This window comes from Lentzea sp. NPDC036949 (assembly GCF_055608075.1).
On the sequence record NZ_JBVJRA010000005.1, the window covers coordinates 293984 to 309316 of the forward strand.

Annotated in this window: 14 protein-coding genes; 9 read left to right on the top strand and 5 right to left on the bottom strand. The window is 73.3% G+C overall.

Annotated features, from left to right (window positions below; translation table 11 throughout):
* Window positions 1-78 precede the first annotated feature (78 nt).
* Together ACZ7CD_RS16885 and ACZ7CD_RS16890 are read left to right on the top strand one after the other, a co-directional pair.
* A complete protein-coding gene (locus ACZ7CD_RS16885) occupies window positions 79-2619 on the top strand; it encodes a hypothetical protein (RefSeq protein WP_470379196.1) in 2541 nt (846 codons plus the stop codon).
* Between the two features lie 13 nt (window positions 2620-2632).
* Window positions 2633-3253 carry a superoxide dismutase family protein gene (locus ACZ7CD_RS16890; RefSeq protein ID WP_470379197.1) on the top strand — a complete coding sequence of 207 codons (621 nt, stop codon included), beginning with the start codon at window positions 2633-2635 and terminating at the stop codon, window positions 3251-3253.
* 98 nt (window positions 3254-3351) lie between these two features.
* Here the strand turns inward: ACZ7CD_RS16890 and ACZ7CD_RS16895 are convergent, their stop codons facing one another.
* Entirely contained in the window at window positions 3352-4407 is a 1056-nt protein-coding gene (locus tag ACZ7CD_RS16895; RefSeq protein WP_360386775.1) for a helix-turn-helix domain-containing protein, read from the bottom strand.
* A gap of 143 nt (window positions 4408-4550) precedes the next feature.
* Between ACZ7CD_RS16895 and ACZ7CD_RS16900 the strand changes: the two genes are divergently transcribed.
* From ACZ7CD_RS16900 to ACZ7CD_RS16910, 3 genes are all read left to right on the top strand, one after another.
* Complete coding sequence (locus ACZ7CD_RS16900) at window positions 4551-7214, top strand: type 2 lanthipeptide synthetase LanM family protein (RefSeq protein ID WP_360386772.1); 2664 nt, start codon at window positions 4551-4553, stop codon at window positions 7212-7214.
* A complete protein-coding gene (locus tag ACZ7CD_RS16905; RefSeq protein ID WP_360386770.1) occupies window positions 7211-7399 on the top strand; it encodes a hypothetical protein in 189 nt (62 codons plus the stop codon). Before ACZ7CD_RS16900 ends, ACZ7CD_RS16905 begins: the two co-directional genes overlap by 4 nt.
* Before the next feature lie 257 nt (window positions 7400-7656).
* Complete coding sequence (locus ACZ7CD_RS16910) at window positions 7657-10536, top strand: ATP-binding protein (RefSeq protein WP_458433401.1); 2880 nt, start codon at window positions 7657-7659, stop codon at window positions 10534-10536.
* Here the strand turns inward: ACZ7CD_RS16910 and ACZ7CD_RS16915 are convergent.
* The gene (locus ACZ7CD_RS16915; RefSeq protein WP_360386765.1) at window positions 10485-10883 is read right to left on the bottom strand and encodes a hypothetical protein; all 399 of its coding nucleotides are present in this window, start codon (window positions 10881-10883) and stop codon (window positions 10485-10487) included. The genes ACZ7CD_RS16910 and ACZ7CD_RS16915 overlap by 52 nt on opposite strands.
* Before the next feature lie 88 nt (window positions 10884-10971).
* On the opposite strand from ACZ7CD_RS16915, the gene ACZ7CD_RS16920 reads away from it, so the two are divergent.
* The 3 genes from ACZ7CD_RS16920 to ACZ7CD_RS16930 are packed head-to-tail and all read left to right on the top strand — an operon-like array spanning window position 10972 to window position 13350.
* Entirely contained in the window at window positions 10972-11403 is a 432-nt protein-coding gene (locus ACZ7CD_RS16920; RefSeq protein WP_360386763.1) for a DUF4383 domain-containing protein, read from the top strand.
* On the top strand, window positions 11387-12364 hold the full coding sequence (locus ACZ7CD_RS16925) for a carboxylate-amine ligase (RefSeq protein ID WP_470368889.1): 978 nt from the start codon (window positions 11387-11389) through the stop codon (window positions 12362-12364). Before ACZ7CD_RS16920 ends, ACZ7CD_RS16925 begins: the two co-directional genes overlap by 17 nt.
* Window positions 12364-13350 carry an iron-containing redox enzyme family protein gene (locus tag ACZ7CD_RS16930; RefSeq protein WP_470368646.1) on the top strand — a complete coding sequence of 329 codons (987 nt, stop codon included), beginning with the start codon at window positions 12364-12366 and terminating at the stop codon, window positions 13348-13350. Before ACZ7CD_RS16925 ends, ACZ7CD_RS16930 begins: the two co-directional genes overlap by 1 nt.
* Here the strand turns inward: ACZ7CD_RS16930 and ACZ7CD_RS16935 are convergent.
* Window positions 13272-13496, bottom strand: a complete 225-nt coding sequence (locus tag ACZ7CD_RS16935; RefSeq protein WP_458433403.1) for a CDGSH iron-sulfur domain-containing protein — start codon at window positions 13494-13496, stop codon at window positions 13272-13274. The genes ACZ7CD_RS16930 and ACZ7CD_RS16935 overlap by 79 nt on opposite strands.
* Window positions 13438-14133: a HemK2/MTQ2 family protein methyltransferase gene (locus ACZ7CD_RS16940; RefSeq protein WP_458433404.1), complete on the bottom strand. Its 696-nt coding sequence runs from the start codon at window positions 14131-14133 to the stop codon at window positions 13438-13440. The genes ACZ7CD_RS16935 and ACZ7CD_RS16940 overlap by 59 nt, the downstream gene beginning before the upstream one ends.
* 72 nt (window positions 14134-14205) lie before the next feature.
* Between ACZ7CD_RS16940 and ACZ7CD_RS16945 the strand changes: the two genes are divergently transcribed.
* The gene (locus tag ACZ7CD_RS16945; RefSeq protein WP_458433405.1) at window positions 14206-14805 is read left to right on the top strand and encodes a hypothetical protein; all 600 of its coding nucleotides are present in this window, start codon (window positions 14206-14208) and stop codon (window positions 14803-14805) included.
* On the opposite strand, the gene ACZ7CD_RS16950 is transcribed toward ACZ7CD_RS16945, so the two are convergent.
* On the bottom strand, window positions 14800-15327 hold the full coding sequence (locus tag ACZ7CD_RS16950) for a DUF1360 domain-containing protein (protein WP_360386749.1): 528 nt from the start codon (window positions 15325-15327) through the stop codon (window positions 14800-14802). The two genes, ACZ7CD_RS16945 and ACZ7CD_RS16950, sit on opposite strands and share 6 nt — an antisense overlap.
* Window positions 15328-15333: the final 6 nt, after the last annotated feature.

Sequence of the window (15333 nt, forward strand, 5' to 3'; positions counted from 1 at the left end):
GGGATACACCTTTTTCACCCGGATGGCCGCTAATCGGAGCAGCTTCAGGGACGACAACTGGAGTAGAGGGAGGCTGCCATGCGTCCACGTGCCTTGGAACTGCGCATCCACGGGGTCAACAACACGCCCCCGGCCGCCGTGCTGGCGCTGCCCGAGCACGCCGTCGAGCAGTTCCGCGGCGACCGCTTCGGCAGCTTCTGGCGCCCGGTCCCCGCGAAGCTCGCCGACCTGCCGGCGAACGACCCCGGACGGCCCCGCGCCGACGTCGAGCGCGAGGCCTACTCGTGGGGCGGCATGGCGCGCAGCACACCGGGTGCGCCGGGCAGCGGGGTGGCGTCGGTGGTGGCGAACGTGGCCGGGCGCGTCGGGTGGGCGTTGCTGCTGCCGTTCGGGCTCGCGAACGTCGCGTACTGGAGCCGGGAGATCCCCAGGACGTGGACGGAGGACGACGAGCTGACGGACGTCGAGAAGGCAGCCGGGGGCACCGCGGCGGAAGCCGCGAAGGGCACGTGGTGGAACGCCGGCCGCGGCGCCGCCAGCACCCGGCTGTTCGGGCTCGGCCTGACGGTGCTGCTGGTGCTGTCGGTGGGCGTGGCGGTCGTCGACCTGTACGCGGTCCAGTGCTCGTTGGCCGACACGACCTGCCGCCGGCTGCCGGAGTGGCTCGACCTGCTCGGCGACCCCGCGCAGCACGTCCGGGTGCTCGCCGCCTCCGCGGTGCCGGTGGCGCTGCTGTTCGGGTTGCTGCTGCTGACCTCGTTGTCCCGCAGCAGGTACGAGTCGGCGGCCACCGGTGACCGGCAGCCGTTCCGGGCGGGTGTGCTGCTCAGCAGGAGGTCGATGTGGCGGGGCAGCCCGCGGCTGCGCAGGCTGACCCGGCTGCACCTGGCCGCCGGGTTCTGCGTGGTGGTGTTGCTGACCGGTGCGGAACTCTGGCCCCAGGCCGCGGTTTTCCTGGTCACGACGGTGCTCGCCGGGGTGTTGCTGGCGCTCGTCGCGTACCGGGTCGTGCACACGGCGGCGGACTGCCCGGACGCGCCCAGGACCGAGAAGGGCGGCCTGTGGTCGTGGGCCCTCCTGGTGGCCACCGGTGTGGTGCTGGCGGTGCACGGGTTCGCGATCCTCTACGCCGAACCCGCTTTCAGCCGGTCGCTGTGGCTGGCGCGGTGGGGGCCACCCGCGGTGACGGCCTGCCTGCTGGGCATCGCGCTGTCGGGGTGGTCGTGGCGCAAGCGGGAGAAGCGCGTGCCGTGGCTGGCGGGCCTGGCGTTCGCCGCGGGACTCGTCCTCACCGCGGTGTGGCAGCCGCTCGGACTCGTCGCCGTCGTGGCCGGTGCGCTGCTGGTCGGGTACGCGGTGCGGGACAACCGGGAGTGGGAGGCGTGGGGCGGCACCGGACCCGGTGTGCTGCTGGGGTTGTCGCTCACCACGTCGCTGCTGCTCGCGACGGTGCTGGTGCTGACGGTGCGCGGCTGGCTGGCCGGTTCGGAGCCGCTGCGGAAGGTGCCGCAGGCGCCCTGGTTCTCCTGGTGGGCGAGCGGTGCGTTCACGGCGGCGCTCGCGGTGGTGGCGGGCCTGGTCGTGGTGCTGGTGGTGCTGCTCGGGCTGCGGGTGCGCGGGCCCGCCGACTTCGAGCGGGACACCAGCCTGGCGATCCCGGCCGGGCAGGAGGAGCTCGTCATGCGGTGGCGGCACGTGATCGCGAACGCGCACCGGGCCGAGGTCGTGGTGGGCGTGCTGTCCGCGGTGAGCACCGCGGCGGTCGTGCTGGCGGTGCACGTGGCGTTCGCGCGACCGTCCTGGGTGGACTGGGAGGTGCCGGCGTGGGTGTTCGAGCAGGGCGTCACGTACACCGGGCTCGCCGGGGTGGCGCTGGTCGGGTCGTTCGTCGGCGCCGGGGTGCTCGCCAACCGCAGACCGCTGGGGCTGCTGTGGGACCTGATGTGCTTCCTGCCGCGCACCGCCCACCCGTTCGCCCCGCCCTGCTACGCGGAGCGGGCCGTGCCGGAGATCGCCGAACGCGTGCGCGACTGGCTGGACCGGCACCCCGACGAGGACCTGCCGCCGCAGGAGCGCTCGGTCGTCGTGCTCTCCGCGCACAGCCTCGGCGCGGTGCTCGCCGTCGCCGCCGTCTACCAGCTTCCGGAGAAGCACCTCGCCCGCGTCAAGCTGCTCACGTACGGCGTGCAGCTGCGGCCGTACTTCGGGCGGATCTTCCCGGAACTGCTGGGCCCCGGTGTGCTCGGCACCGCGCGCAGCCGCAGGGGCGCGCTGTGGGCGCTGAACCCGTGGCACCGGCAGGACGACGACGAGCCGCGGGCGGAACCCGTGGTCGACGAGGCCGACACGCTGCGGGTGCTGCTGGCGGACCGGTGGGTGAACCTGTGGCGGCGCACCGACCACCTCGGGTTTCCCGTCATCGGGTACGGGCGGCCGGACGGCACGTCGGTCGACCAGTGGGCGGACGAGACCGGCGGCGGTCCCGGCGAGGTGGAAACCCACTCCGGCTACCACCGTTGTGCCGCCTACGCGTCGGCGTTCGAGCGGCTCGTCCCGGCCGACGTGCGCCGGTCACCCGATCGTGGTCAGGTAGGAGGTGGGAACCTGGACCGCAGCTGATCTGAGGAGAAACATGCGCACGACTGTGGCGGCCCTCGTGGGTGCCGCTCTGCTCACCGGCGGACTCGCGGCCTGCTCGGGCGGCACCGACACCGGCTCGACCGGCTCGACCAGCTCGACAGGGGCTTCCAGCACCACGTCCCCCGCACCGACGCCCGTCGCCGAGGCCGTTCTCGCCGCGCCGGCGGAGTCCGGCGACCAGCCGAAGGGCATCACCTACACCGTCGCACGGGTGCCGCTGGGCGCGAAGCTCTCCACCTCGTCGTCCGTCGCGAATGGACGGACGACCGTGGAGCTGAAGGTGTCCGGGCTGCTGCCGGACACCCAGTACGGCTCGCACGTGCACACCAAGCCGTGCGGCGCCAAGCCGGCCGACTCCGGGCCGCACTACCAGAACGAGAAGGACCCGGTCACGCCGAGCGTGGACCCGAAGTACGCCAACGCGCAGAACGAGATCTGGCTCGACTTCACGACCGACGCGCAGGGTGCCGCCACGGCCAGCTCGGCGGTGAGCTGGGAGTTCCGCAAGGGCGAGGCGAACGCCATCGTCATCCACGCCGCGCACACCAGCACCGAGCACGGCAAGGCGGGCACCGCCGGCGACCGCCTCGCGTGCCTGACCGCGGCGTTCTGACCCCGGCGCCCTGACCCCCGGCGCCCTGACCGCAGCGTCCTGATCCGGCGTCTGCAAGTACTGCCAACTCGCAGTTGGCAGTACTTGCAGACGCGTGCTCAGCAGGGCCAGGTCAGGGTTACGCCGCCGGTCAGCTGAGGTCCTGACACCGGTTCCAGCACCGCCGCGCGGACGAGGTTGAGCACCTCGTACCGGGGCCCGGTGCGGCGGACCAGCCCGCGGACGCTCAGCGCGTGCACGGCGTCCTCGTCCTCCCAGCCGATCCGGTCGACCATCCGCACCAGCACCTCGCGCTCACCGGCGTCCAGAGTGGACAACGAGCGGCGCAGCGAGTCGCGCAGGTGCGCCGAGGTGGGGTCGAGCGGGTTGGTGCGCAGCCGCTCCAGCAGGTGCTGCGGCGAGTACACCATGAACCACCCGGCGGCGAACTCCAGCGCCGACGGCAGGCCGTCCAGCTCGTGCACCAGCCCCATCAGCGCGGCGTGGTTCGCGGGCTCCGGCCGGAACCCGGGCCGCACCCGGCGCACGTGCGTCACGAGCAGCTGCACCGCGGCGTCGTCGGCCAGCGGTGCCAGCGGGAACACGTGCTCGCCCGGCAGCCCGGTGGGCGCGAGCGCGGTGACGACGATCCGCAGCCGCGGGTGCAGCTCCAGCAGCCGCGGGTCGGGCACGTGGTCGGTGACGAGCAGGGTGTCCGTGCCCGCGTCGATCGCCGGCATGCGCGCGGCCGGCAGCCACAGCACCGACCAGCCGAGCCGGAAGTGCAGCTCGCCCGCGACCTCCAGGGCGAGCCGGGTCTTGCCCACCCCGCTGACACCGGTGACGGTGACCAGCCGGGTGCCCCCGACGAGCAGGTCCGCCAGCGCGCCCGCCTCCGCCTCACGGCCGACGATCGCCGACGACGGCGCGGGTGGCGCCACCGACACCTTGCGGGCCGGCCGTCCGCCCGCCTGCTGGAGATCTGCCCGGCTGGTGTCGTCCAGCCGCAGGCCGTCCGCGAGCAGGCGCACCGTCTCGGCGCGCGGCGACCGGGTGCGGCCGCATTCCAGGTCCCGGATGGCCCGCACGCTGAGCATCGCGAAGTCAGCCAGCTGCTGCTGGGTGAGGCCGGCGTGGATGCGGTGCGTGCGCAGTAGTTCCCCGAACTCCTTCATGGTCCGTTCCTCCCTCTCCCGAGTGAGTTTCAGACCTCGCGCGCCTCGGAACATGGGTGCCGGTCCCCCATTTTCCCGTCGCGGGCGAATCTGGGTACTCGGCCCCCATGTGTTCTCCACCCGCACGTGCGAGGTTCGGCCTCGTGACCCCTGCAGCGGCGGAGTTCCTGGAACGCGCCACGGCCGCGTCCCGCCCCGGCGCCCCCTCCGACGACAGCTGGACCGCCGCGTTCGCGCACGCGCTGCGGCCCCTGGTCGACGCCGCGCGCACCGAGGTGGCGCCGCCGTTCGACGCCGCTTTCGCGCAGCAGCTCGGCCAGCGGCTGGTCCGGATCGCGGCCCGCACGCTCGTGCTGGAGCTGAACCAGGCCCGCGGCACGCTGGCAGGTCAGACACCGCAGGAGCGGTTCCTGTCCTTCACCCGCACGCTGGACCTCACGGCGTTGTTCGGCCGCTACCCGGTGCTGGCGCGGATGCTCGCGCAGGCGTGCGAGCAGGCGGTCGCGGCACACCACGAGCTGTCTTCGCGGTTCACCCGCGACCGCGCGGACGTGGTGCGGACGGTGTTCGGCGGGATCGACCCCGGTGCGCTGACGACGATCGAGACCGGGCAGGGCGACCCGCACCAGCAGGGCAGGACGGTGGCGGTGCTGACGTTCGCTTCGGGCGCGCGGCTGGTGTACCGCCCGCGCCCGGTCGAGCTGCACGCGCACTTCACCGCGCAGGTGGCGTGGTTCGCGCGGCGCACCGGCATCCTGTTCCGCTCGCCGCGGCTGCTGGTGCGCGACGGGTACGGGTGGCTGGAGCACGTCGAGCACCAGCCGTGCGCGGACGTCGCCGGGGTGGCGGAGTTCTACCGGCGGCTCGGGGCGCTGCTGGCGCTGCTCTACGCCGTCGACGGCACGGACATGCACTACGAGAACCTGATCGCGTGCGGCGACCAGCCGGTGCTGGTGGACGTGGAGACGCTGTTCCACCCGACGCTCACCATCGCGAGTGACCCGGCCGCGCTCGCGATGGCGCGCTCGGTGCACCGCACCGCGCTGCTGCCGCACATGCTGCTGGGCGACAACGGCATCGTCGACGTCTCCGGCGTGGGCGGCGACCGGGGCGTGCCCTCACCGCTGGACGTCGTGGACTGGGCCGACGCCGGAACGGACCGGATGCGCCTCGTGCGGCGCCCCAGCACGTCCACGGGGGCGTTGAACCGGCCGGTGCTGGGTGATGTGCCCGCCGAGCCCGCCGACTACCAGGACTCGCTGCTGGCGGGCTTCCGCGCGGGCTACGACGCGATTGCCGCCCATCGCGACGAGCTGCTGCGGCTGGTGCGGGAGTGCGCCGAGGACGAGGTGCGGTTCGTGGCCCGCCCGACGCGTCTGTACGGGACGCTGCTGGACGAGTCCACGCACCCGGCGGTGCTGCGCGACGCGCTGGACCGGGACATGGCGTTCGGCGTGCTGGTGGTCGACGACCCGCTGCTGGACGCGCTGGTGCCGCACGAGGTCGTGGAACTCTGGCGCGGCGACGTGCCGTTGTTCGTCTGCAGGCCGGGTTCGCGGGACCTGTGGACCGGGTCCGGGCTCCGGCTGCCGGGGATGCTGCCGGAGCCCGGACTGCACGCCGTGGAACGCAAGATCGCCGGGCTCAGCGAGGTCGACCGGCACGACCAGCAGTGGGTCATCTCCGCCTCGCTGGCCTCACGCCCGCGCCCGGTGTCGCACCGCAGCGGCGCCACCGTCTCCGGCCACGTCGCGCCGGTCGACCCGGACCCGGCGCGGCTGCTGGTGGCGGCGTGCGGCATCGCCGACCAGATCCTGGCGCAGGCGGCGACCGGGCCGGACCGGGTGAACTGGCTGGGCCTGGAGCTGGTCGACGACCGGCACTGGACCGTGCTGCCGATGGGAGCGGGCCTGACCAACGGCTACACGGGGGTGGCGCTGTTCCTGGCGGAGCTGGGCGCGCTGACCGGTGCCGCGCGGTACGTCGACTTCGCCTCGGCCGCGCTGCGCCCGTTGCCGGCGCTGCTGGAGTCGTTCGCCGCGTCCCCGGAGCTGGTGCTGGCGGCGGGCGGCGGGCTGCACGGCCTGGGCGGTGTCTGCTACGGCCTGTCCCGGCTGGTGCCGCTGCTCGGGCTCGACCCGGCGCTGCTCTCCCTGGCCGTGTCGCTGATGCCGCTGACCGACACGTCGTTCACGGTCGCCGACGGCGTTGCCGGCTCCCTCGCGGCGATGCTCGCGGTCGGCACGCCTGACTCCCTCGTGCTCGCCGATCACTACGCGACCGTCCTACGTGCCGCGATTTGCCCCGCCAATGGGTTCGCCCGCGGCCATGCGGGAATCGGATGGGCTCTGCGGCGTTACGCGGCAGCGGTGGGCGACGAGTTATCTGATGTGGCAGGACGGACCTTCCTGGAGAGCGACACGACCGACCCGGCCGACACCGGCTGGTGCTCGGGCGTGGCCGGCGTGGCGCTGGCACGGCACGACGAACGCGTGGCCGGTGCGCTGGCCACGCGGGAACCGTTGCGGGACATGAGCCTGTGCCACGGCGAGCTGGGCGTGGTCGAGGCGCTGACGCCCCACCACCCGAACCTCGCGACCCGGCGCACCGCGCTGCTGCTCGGCAGGCTCGACGAACACGGCCCGCAGTGCGCCACCCCCGGTGGCGTCCCGTCGCCGGGGCTGCTGACCGGTCTCGCCGGCATCGGCCACGGCTTGCTGCGGCAGGGTTTCCCGGTGCCCTCCGTCCTGCTGCTCGAACCGCATCACCACACCGGATCGACCGACAACGAGGAGTCCACCAGATGAACGAGTCCCTGCACCGCCCGGCCGACCAGCCCGTGCCGGTCGAGCACGTGATCGGGGAGATGGAGCTCTCGCCGCGGTCGCGGGCGGGTGCGCGAGCGCGTGCGCTGGCCGGCGTGACGCTGGCGGTGGGCGCGTTCGCCGCGATCACGCCGGCGCTGTCGGACACGACGGTGAGCGTGGTCTGAGCCGGGGGTCGCGGGGGCCGGGCCCTGTCCGGGGTCCGGCCCCCGCGCCGTTCCCGGGGCCGGGCACGGCCGGTTCCGGCCGAACTTCCGAGGGCCGCACCCCCTCGCCCACCCGCTCACGCGACGCCTGCCGCGCCTGGCCGCGAGTGATCGCGGAAAGGTCCTTTCCTGATCACCGGGAATTGCTCCACTCCCCCAGGCCGAATACGCCTGAGCAGCCGTTACGGACCACACCACGCGGACGTTAGGGTCCAGCCATGCAGACCCGAGCGCCCCAGGTGGTCGGCCGCGACCGGGAGGTCGAGGCCGTCTCCACGGCACTCGAACGCACCCGCCGCGGGCAGGGTGGCGCTGTGTTCCTCACCGGAGAGGCGGGGATCGGCAAGTCGCGGCTCGCCCGGCTGGCCGCGGGGCAGGCGTTCGACGAGAGCATGCGGGTGCTCAAGGGGCGGGGGACGACGATCGGGCCGATGGTGCCGTTCCGGCCCATCGCGGAGGCGTTGCTGGGGTTGTTCCGGCACGAGCCGCCCGACGACAGCGCGCTGGGCCCCTACAAGCCGGTGCTGGGGACGCTGATCCCCGAGTGGCACGACCGGCAGTCGACCACGGAGTCCGTCGTCGTGCTGGCGGAGGCGGTGCTGCGGCTGCTGACGTCGGTGGCGCGCAAGACGCCCTGCCTGCTGGTGCTGGAGGACCTGCACGACGCGGACGCGGAGACGCTGGCGGTCGTCGAGTACCTGGCGGACAACCTGGAGGAGCAGCCGGTGCTGCTGCTCGCCACCATCCGCAACGACCCCGGCAACGCGCTGGAGCTCGTGCACCAGATCGTGCAGCGCGGGGCCGGGTCGCAGCTGGAGCTCAAGCGGCTCGACCGGCGGCAGGTGCGGGCGATGACGGCGGCGTGCCTGGAGAGCGAGCAGGTACCGGACGAGCTCTGCGATCGCCTGTGGACGGACAGCGCCGGGAACCCGTTCGTGGTCGAGGAGCTGTTGCACGGCATGGTGAGCGGCGGGTTGCTCGTGGCCGGCGCGCGCGGGTGGCAGGTGCTCGGGGAGCTGAAGCTGCCGGTGCCGGCGGCGTTCGTGCGCAGCGTCGCGCACCGCACGGACCGGCTGGGGCCGCAGGGGCGCGAGGTGCTGTCGGTGGCGGCGGTGCTGGGGCACCGGTTCCCGCTGTCAGTGGTGCAGAAGGTGACCGGGCACGACGACCGGGCGCTGCTGAGCCACCTGCACGCGGGGGTCGCGGCGCAGCTGGTCACGCCGGACGAGCCGGCACCGGACTGGTACGCGTTCCGGCACCCGCTGACGGCGGACGCGTTGCTGGCGCAGCTGACGCCGGCGGAGCGCGGGACGTTGTCGGAGCGGACCGCGGACGCGGTCGAGGAGCTGCACCCCGGGCTGCCCGGCGACTGGTGCCCGCTGGTGGCCAAGCTGCGGTTCGACGCGGGTGAACCGGCGGACGCGGGGCTGCTGTTCGCCGAGGCCGGCCGGCGCGCGCTGGGCAACGGCGCCACGAGCTCCGCCGTCAAACTGCTCGACCGGGCCCACCGGCTGCTCACCGAGTCGGCCGCGCGGGCCGACGTGCTGGACGTGCTGCTGCCCGCGCTGGCCGAGGCCGGGGAGTTCGAGAGGGCGTTCCAGCTCGGCGGTGCGCTCAGCGAGCTGCGCGGGCTGGACGGGCCGCGGCGGGCCAAGCTGCACACCCGCCTCGCGCGCGTCGCCTACCTCGCGGGGCGGTTCGCCGACGGCGCGGAGCAGGTGCGGGCCGCGCGCACGCTGCTGGGGCCGGGCGCACCGGACGAGCTGACGGCGCCGCTGGACGTGAACTCCGCCTTCCTCACGCTGAACATCCCGAGCCCCGACCGGATCTCCTCCGCGGCCCGGCTCGCGCACCGGGCGGCGGACGCGGCGGCACGGGCGCGGCTGCCGATGGTCGGGTGCGAGGCGTGGCAGCTGCTCGGGATCATCGCGCGCGAGCAGGACCTCGACGAGGCCAACGCGTGCTTCGACAAGGCGCGAGCGCTTGCGGACGCCCACCGGCTGCCGATCCAGCACATCTACGCGCTCGTGCGCATGGCGGGCAACGACTGGCTCGCCACCGGCAGCACCGCCTCCCTCGACAGCGCGCACGACGAGGCGTGCCGGGCCGGCGCGATCACGGTGGCCTACAACGTCGACGCCATCGTGGCGCTGCAGTCGGTGCTGACCGGCCGGTACACCGAGGCGAGCGAGCAGGTCGACCGCTGCCTGCAGGCCACGGCCCGGTTGCACCTCAGCGCCCTCACCCGCTACCTGCTGATGGTGCGGGCGACGCTGCACGCGCACCAGGGCAACCGGCCGGCGACCGACCTCGCGGTGCAGGCGTTCGAGCAGAGCGCCAAGGGCGGCGCCCAGGAGGTGCCGCTGTGCTCGGGGCTCGCCAAGGCGTTCTGCGCGCTGCTGGAGGAGGACCGCGCGCTGGCGGTGCGGGAGCTCGACCGGGCGGCCGCGCAGGAGTCGCAGAACCCCACCACGTTCCACCTCTCCGGCACGCACGGCATGCGCGTGCTGCTGGGCGTGCTCGACGGCCGGTTCGGCTGGCCGGAGTACCACGCGCTGGCCGGCGCCTCCCCCGCGCGCATGCGGTGGAACAAGCAGTTCGCCGACCTCGCGCACGCCGTCCTGCTCGGCCGCGACGGCAGGTGCGCCGACGCGGCCGTGGCGTTCGACGAGGCCCAGGACGCCGCCGCGCCGTACCCGATGGCGCGGCACCTGGGGTTGCGGCTGGTCGCGGCCGAGGCCCGGCGGTGGGGCGACCCGGTGACGTGGCTGCGCTCCGCGGAGGAGCACTTCCACCAGGCGGGCAACACCGCCGTCGCCTCGGCGTGCCGCGGGCTGCTGCGCCAGGCCGGTGCGCCCGTGCAGCAACGCCGCAGCGGCACCGACCAGGTGCCCAAGCAGCTGCGCGGGCACGGGGTGACGGTGCGCGAGTTCGAGGTGTTCGTGCTGCTGGCCGACCGGATGGGCAACAAGGCCATCGCGACGCGCCTGCACATCTCACCGCGCACCGTGGAGAAGCACGTGGCGTCGCTGATCGCGAAGACCGGTCAGCCCGACCGGGAGTCCTTGTCGGCGTACGCGGCGGCGCTGAACCGCTGACGGTCGCGCTTGAGCCGGGCCTCCAGCTCGTGCCGCTTGCCGCCGGCCAGGTCGGTGCGGGCGGCGCGTTCGACGTCGCGGAACACGTCGTAGTACATGTCGTCGTACTCCTCGACGACCTGGAACGTCCACCGTCCCGGCAGGACGTTGCGCCCGACGAGCTCGCGCTGCACCCGGTCGGCGTGCTCGTGGTGGCCCGCCTTGCGCAGCAGCTCGATCGCCTCGTCGAGCATGAAGTCGGCGGTGCCGGTGAGCTGGTGGAAGGAGTAGAGGTGGCCGCGGGCGCGTTCGGTGGTCTCCAACGCGGCGCTGAGCTTGCCGAGCGCCTCAACCGTCTGGTCGTCCATGCCGCACCGGATACCCCGCACGCGTTTGCCTCTACCTTCGCCGGGTAGTCGCTCACTGACCGTGTCCACACAGAGCGAGGTGACCCCGATGGTCGACGTAAGGACACGAACGACCGTGCAGCAGGCCGCATTAGCGGTCGCAGCGGTGTTCGCGCTGGTCGGTGTGCTGGGCTTCATCCCCGGCATCACCACGAACTACGACACGATGACGTTCGCCGGGCACCACTCGGAGGCGATGCTGCTCGGCGTCTTCGCCGTCTCGGTGCTGCACAACATCGTCCACCTGCTGTTCGGCGTGGCGGGCTTCCTGGCCGCGCGCACGGCGAGTGGCGCGAAGGCGTACCTCATCGGCGGCGGTGCCGTGTACCTGGTGCTGTGGCTGTACGGGCTCGTCATCGACAAGACGAGCCAGGCGAACTTCGTCCCGCTGAACACCGCGGACGACTGGCTGCACTTCGTCCTTGGCGTTGGCATGATCGGACTGGGAGTGGCGCTTGGCCGGCGTGCCGCAGTGCGCTGACACAGTTGGCGTAGAAGAAGAGTTCCTGCTCGTCGACGCGGCGTCCGGACGCACCTCGGTGCGTGCCGACGCCGTGTTGGCGCGCCTGCGGGACACGGAGCTGACGAAGTTCCACGCCGAGCTCGCCGGCACGCAGGTGGAGGCGGCGACCGGGCCGTGCACGGACATGACCGCGCTCGGTGCGGCGCTCCAGCAGGCCCGTGACGCCGTCACCGCCGCGGCGCGCGAGGTGGGCGTGGACGTGGTGTCGCGCGGCACCCCGGTCAAGGCGTCGATTCACCCGGTCGTGGCCGACGGGCCGCGGTTCCGGCAGGTGCTCGACCTGTACGCGGGGGTCGTGGACACGTACGAGGCCTCCGGCTGCCACGTGCACGTGGGCGTGCCGGACCGGGAGACCGCGGTCGTGGTCCTCAACCGGGTGCGGCCCTGGCTGCCGACGCTGCTCGCGCTGGCGGCGAACTCGGCGGACCACGGCTACGCGAGCTGGCGGATGGTGCTCCAGTCGCGGTTCCCCGGCTCCGGCGTGCCGCCGGTGTTCACCGGTACGGCCGACTACGACGCGCAGGTGGCCCGGCTGGTCGCCTGCGGGACGCTCGTCGACGCGGCCCAGACGTTCTGGCTGGCCCGGCTGTCGCCGAAGCTGCCGACCATCGAGTTCCGCGCGGCCGACGCGGCGGCGACCGTGCCCGACGCGGTGCTGCAGGCCGCGCTCTGCCGCGCGCTCGTGCAGACGGCCGCGGTGGTGGAGACACCGCCGGTGCGCGACGACGTCTGCGCCGCGGCGGTGTGGACGGCCTCCCGGTACGGGCTGGACGGTCCCGCGGTGGACCCGTGGCGGGCCTGCCGGGTGCCCGCGACGGCGGTGCTGGACGACCTCGTGAAGCACGTGGCGCCGGCGTTGGAGGAGCGCGGTGAGTTCGCGCTCGTGCAAGACCTGATCGCTCGACGGAATGAGACGTGATGCTGCTCCCCTCTGCCCGCGGACCGCTGTCCGAGACCGTCGTCGCCGCGCTGCGCGGTGCTCCGGGCGGCGGCCCGATCCCGTTCACCGACGCCGACCCGTACGGCGAGGACCTCACGATCGCGCTGTACACGTTGTACGAGCTGCACTACTGCGGTTTCGACGGCGTGGACCCCGCCTGGGAGTGGGACCCGGAGCTGCTGAGGCTGCGGGCGCAGGTCGAACGGGTGTTCCTGGACGCGTTGCGGTCCGATGTGGACATGACCGACCTCGACACGGCGCTCGGCGCGTTGCTGGTCGAGCAGGTCCCCGGCAGCGGTGTGTCGCACTTCCTGCGCGACGACGGGACCTGGGAGCAGATGTGCGAGTACTTCGCGCACCGCTCGGTGTACCACCACAAGGAGGCCGACCCGCACGCGTGGGTGATCCCGCGGCTGCGCGGGCGGGCGAAGGCGGCGCTGGTGGCCGTGGAGTTCGACGAGTTCGGCGGCGGGCGGGCCGACCGGATGCACTCGCAGCTGTACGCGGACCTGCTCGAAGGCGCCGGGATGTCCGCGGAGTACCTGCACTACCTCGACGACGTGCCCGCGCCGGCGATCGCGATCGTCAACATGATGTCGCTGTTCGGGCTGCACCGGTCGCTGCGCGGCGCGCTGGTCGGCCACTTCGCCGCCGCGGAGATCACCACGGCCCCGAGCGCCCAGCGCATGGCGCAGGCGTTGCAGCGGCTCGGCGCCGACCCGAGGTGCGTGGAGTTCTTCACCGAGCACATCGAGGCCGACGCCGTGCACGAGCAGATCATGCGCCGCGACGTCATCGGGTCATTGCTGGAGCAGGACCCCGGCCTGACCGATGACGTCGCGTTCGGCATCCAGGCCACGGAGCTCCTGGAGGGCCGGCTGGCCGATCACCTGCTGTCGGCCTGGGGCGCGGGCGAGTCGTCGCTGCGCACGCGCTTGCGGTGGCTGGTGTCGCAGAACGGGTAGCGCTTGCTGCGCCGGCAGGCGCACACCGCGACCACGAACCGGTCGCTGGTGTGCGTCTGCCCGTCCACCTCCAGGCTCACCGGCCCCTCAACGAGCACCGGGCCGTTCGGCACCACCGTCACCCTGCGCACGTTCGGGTCGGTCACCTCGGATCACCACCAGTTCCTCGTCCTGCTGACCGGGTTCGATCAGGCCGTGCTCTTCCAGGAAGCCGACGCGCCCGCGCATCACCGGTCCGAACGGCACCCAGCGGCGCTGCACGACCGACGCCTTCAACCCGTTGTCGCGCAACTGCTGCAACGTGGTCTCCACGCCGCACAGCGCGGAGTGGACCATCAGCGTCATGCCGCCGGGCACGAGCAGGTCGAACATGCGCGCGCACAACGGGTCCAGCAGCTGCCGCCCGTCGAGGCCCGCGTCCCACGCCCGTGCGGGGCCCCTGGCCGCGCCGTCCCGCTCGGCCGGCACGTACGGCGGGTTGGCGAGCACCAGGTCGAACCGCTCACCGGCGACGACCTCCAGCGCGTTGCCCAGCCGCACCCGCAGCGGAAGCCGTTGCAGGGCAGCGTTCATCCGTGCCGTCCACACCGCACGGCGGGAAACGTCCACACCGGTCACCTCGGCGGCACCGGCGCGCAGAGCGGCCAGTGCCAGCGCTCCCGTGCCGGTACCGATGTCCAGGACGCGCGCGCCCGTGGGTATCGCCGCCGCGTTCATCGCGTCGACCAACAGCTCGGTGTCGTCCTGCGGCGCGTACACGCCCGGTGCTCTGAGCAGCCTCACGCGGGTGGAGTTGCCATGAGGAATAGCTTGAAACACCGTGTTTTCCCGCGGTTTTCGCGGGTAGACCAGGGTGTGCTGACGACTGCATTCCGCCTGCTCGCCCGTGCGCGGCGCGCTCGTGCGGTCCACCCGCGCGGCGTGCTGATGACCGGTGAGCTCACCGGTTCCGCGCCGTTCCCGGCCTCCGCCACCGTGATCGCCCGGCTGTCCAAGGGGGCCGGAACCGGGCGCGGCCTGCCGGACGTGCTCGGCCTCGCGCTGCGGATTCCCACCGGATCGGGTGACTGGGACCTGCTGCTGTCCACCACGGGCACCGGCCGGTTCTCCCGGTTGCTGCCGACGCCGGCGACCGGCTGGCAGCGCGCCCGGCTCGGTACGATCCTGCCGTACCGCCACCGGGGCGCGCTGCTGTGGCTCATGGCCGTTCCCCTCGACCCCACCGCGAGCGCACCGGGACGGCCGCCGACGCGGTTCAGCCTGCACGCGAGCGGAACGACCGCGGACTGGCGGCGGGTGGGCGAGGTGCGGTTGCGCGACCTGCGCCACGACGAGCCGGTGCCGTTCGACCCGGTGCTCAACCGGCCGCGGGAGCTGGAGCTGGCGCCGCGCTGGCTCGCCGCGCTGCGCGAACAGGCGTACGCGGGGAGCCGGCGCGGCCGCCGGGTGTCATGACTTGAGCTTGTCGTAGAGCACGTTCAGCACGTCCGACGCCGCCACGGCGGTGAGCGCGGTCGACACCAGCCGGGTGAGCCGCGGTGCGAAGACCAGGCCCGCGGTCAGCCCGCTGGCCGCCCAGACGCCGATGCAGAACGGGCACGTGAGCAGCTCGCCGATCGCGTGCTGCGCGGCGTTGTGCGCCCGCACGGACTCCTTGAGCTCCGCGTGCCCAGCAGGTTCCTCGTAGCGCGTGAAAGGCGCCCGCAGCGGGCTCGTCACGGCCTCCTTGGTCAGCAGCCTGCTCAGCTTGTGCGTCGCGATGGACACCAGCGCCGTGTCCGCGAGGGAGAACCGCTCCGGCAGGCGGACCCCGGCGCGGTGTCCCGCGGCGGAGACGGCACCGACGACGGCGGCATAGGTGCCCATGGCGAGGAGGTAGCCGGGCAGTGGCCGGCTCGCCCCGTACTGCTGCCTGATCCCACCCACGTCCTCGGAGCTCCCGCTGCGGCGGTGTTCGGACAGATCCGGTCGACTCATGAGGCG

Bases quoted from the DNA above. Each gene is read 5' to 3' on its own strand.
- ACZ7CD_RS16885 (WP_470379196.1), top strand. From the start codon at position 79: ATGCGTCCACGTGCCTTGGAACTGCGCATCCACGGGGTCAACAACACG.
- ACZ7CD_RS16890 (WP_470379197.1), top strand. From the start codon at position 2,633: ATGCGCACGACTGTGGCGGCCCTCGTGGGTGCCGCTCTGCTCACCGGC.
- ACZ7CD_RS16895 (WP_360386775.1), bottom strand. From the start codon at position 4,407: ATGAAGGAGTTCGGGGAACTACTGCGCACGCACCGCATCCACGCCGGC.
- ACZ7CD_RS16905 (WP_360386770.1), top strand. From the start codon at position 7,211: ATGAACGAGTCCCTGCACCGCCCGGCCGACCAGCCCGTGCCGGTCGAG.
- ACZ7CD_RS16910 (WP_458433401.1), top strand. From the start codon at position 7,657: ATGCAGACCCGAGCGCCCCAGGTGGTCGGCCGCGACCGGGAGGTCGAG.
- ACZ7CD_RS16915 (WP_360386765.1), bottom strand. From the start codon at position 10,883: ATGGACGACCAGACGGTTGAGGCGCTCGGCAAGCTCAGCGCCGCGTTG.
- ACZ7CD_RS16920 (WP_360386763.1), top strand. From the start codon at position 10,972: ATGGTCGACGTAAGGACACGAACGACCGTGCAGCAGGCCGCATTAGCG.
- ACZ7CD_RS16930 (WP_470368646.1), top strand. From the start codon at position 12,364: ATGCTGCTCCCCTCTGCCCGCGGACCGCTGTCCGAGACCGTCGTCGCC.
- ACZ7CD_RS16950 (WP_360386749.1), bottom strand. From the start codon at position 15,327: ATGAGTCGACCGGATCTGTCCGAACACCGCCGCAGCGGGAGCTCCGAG.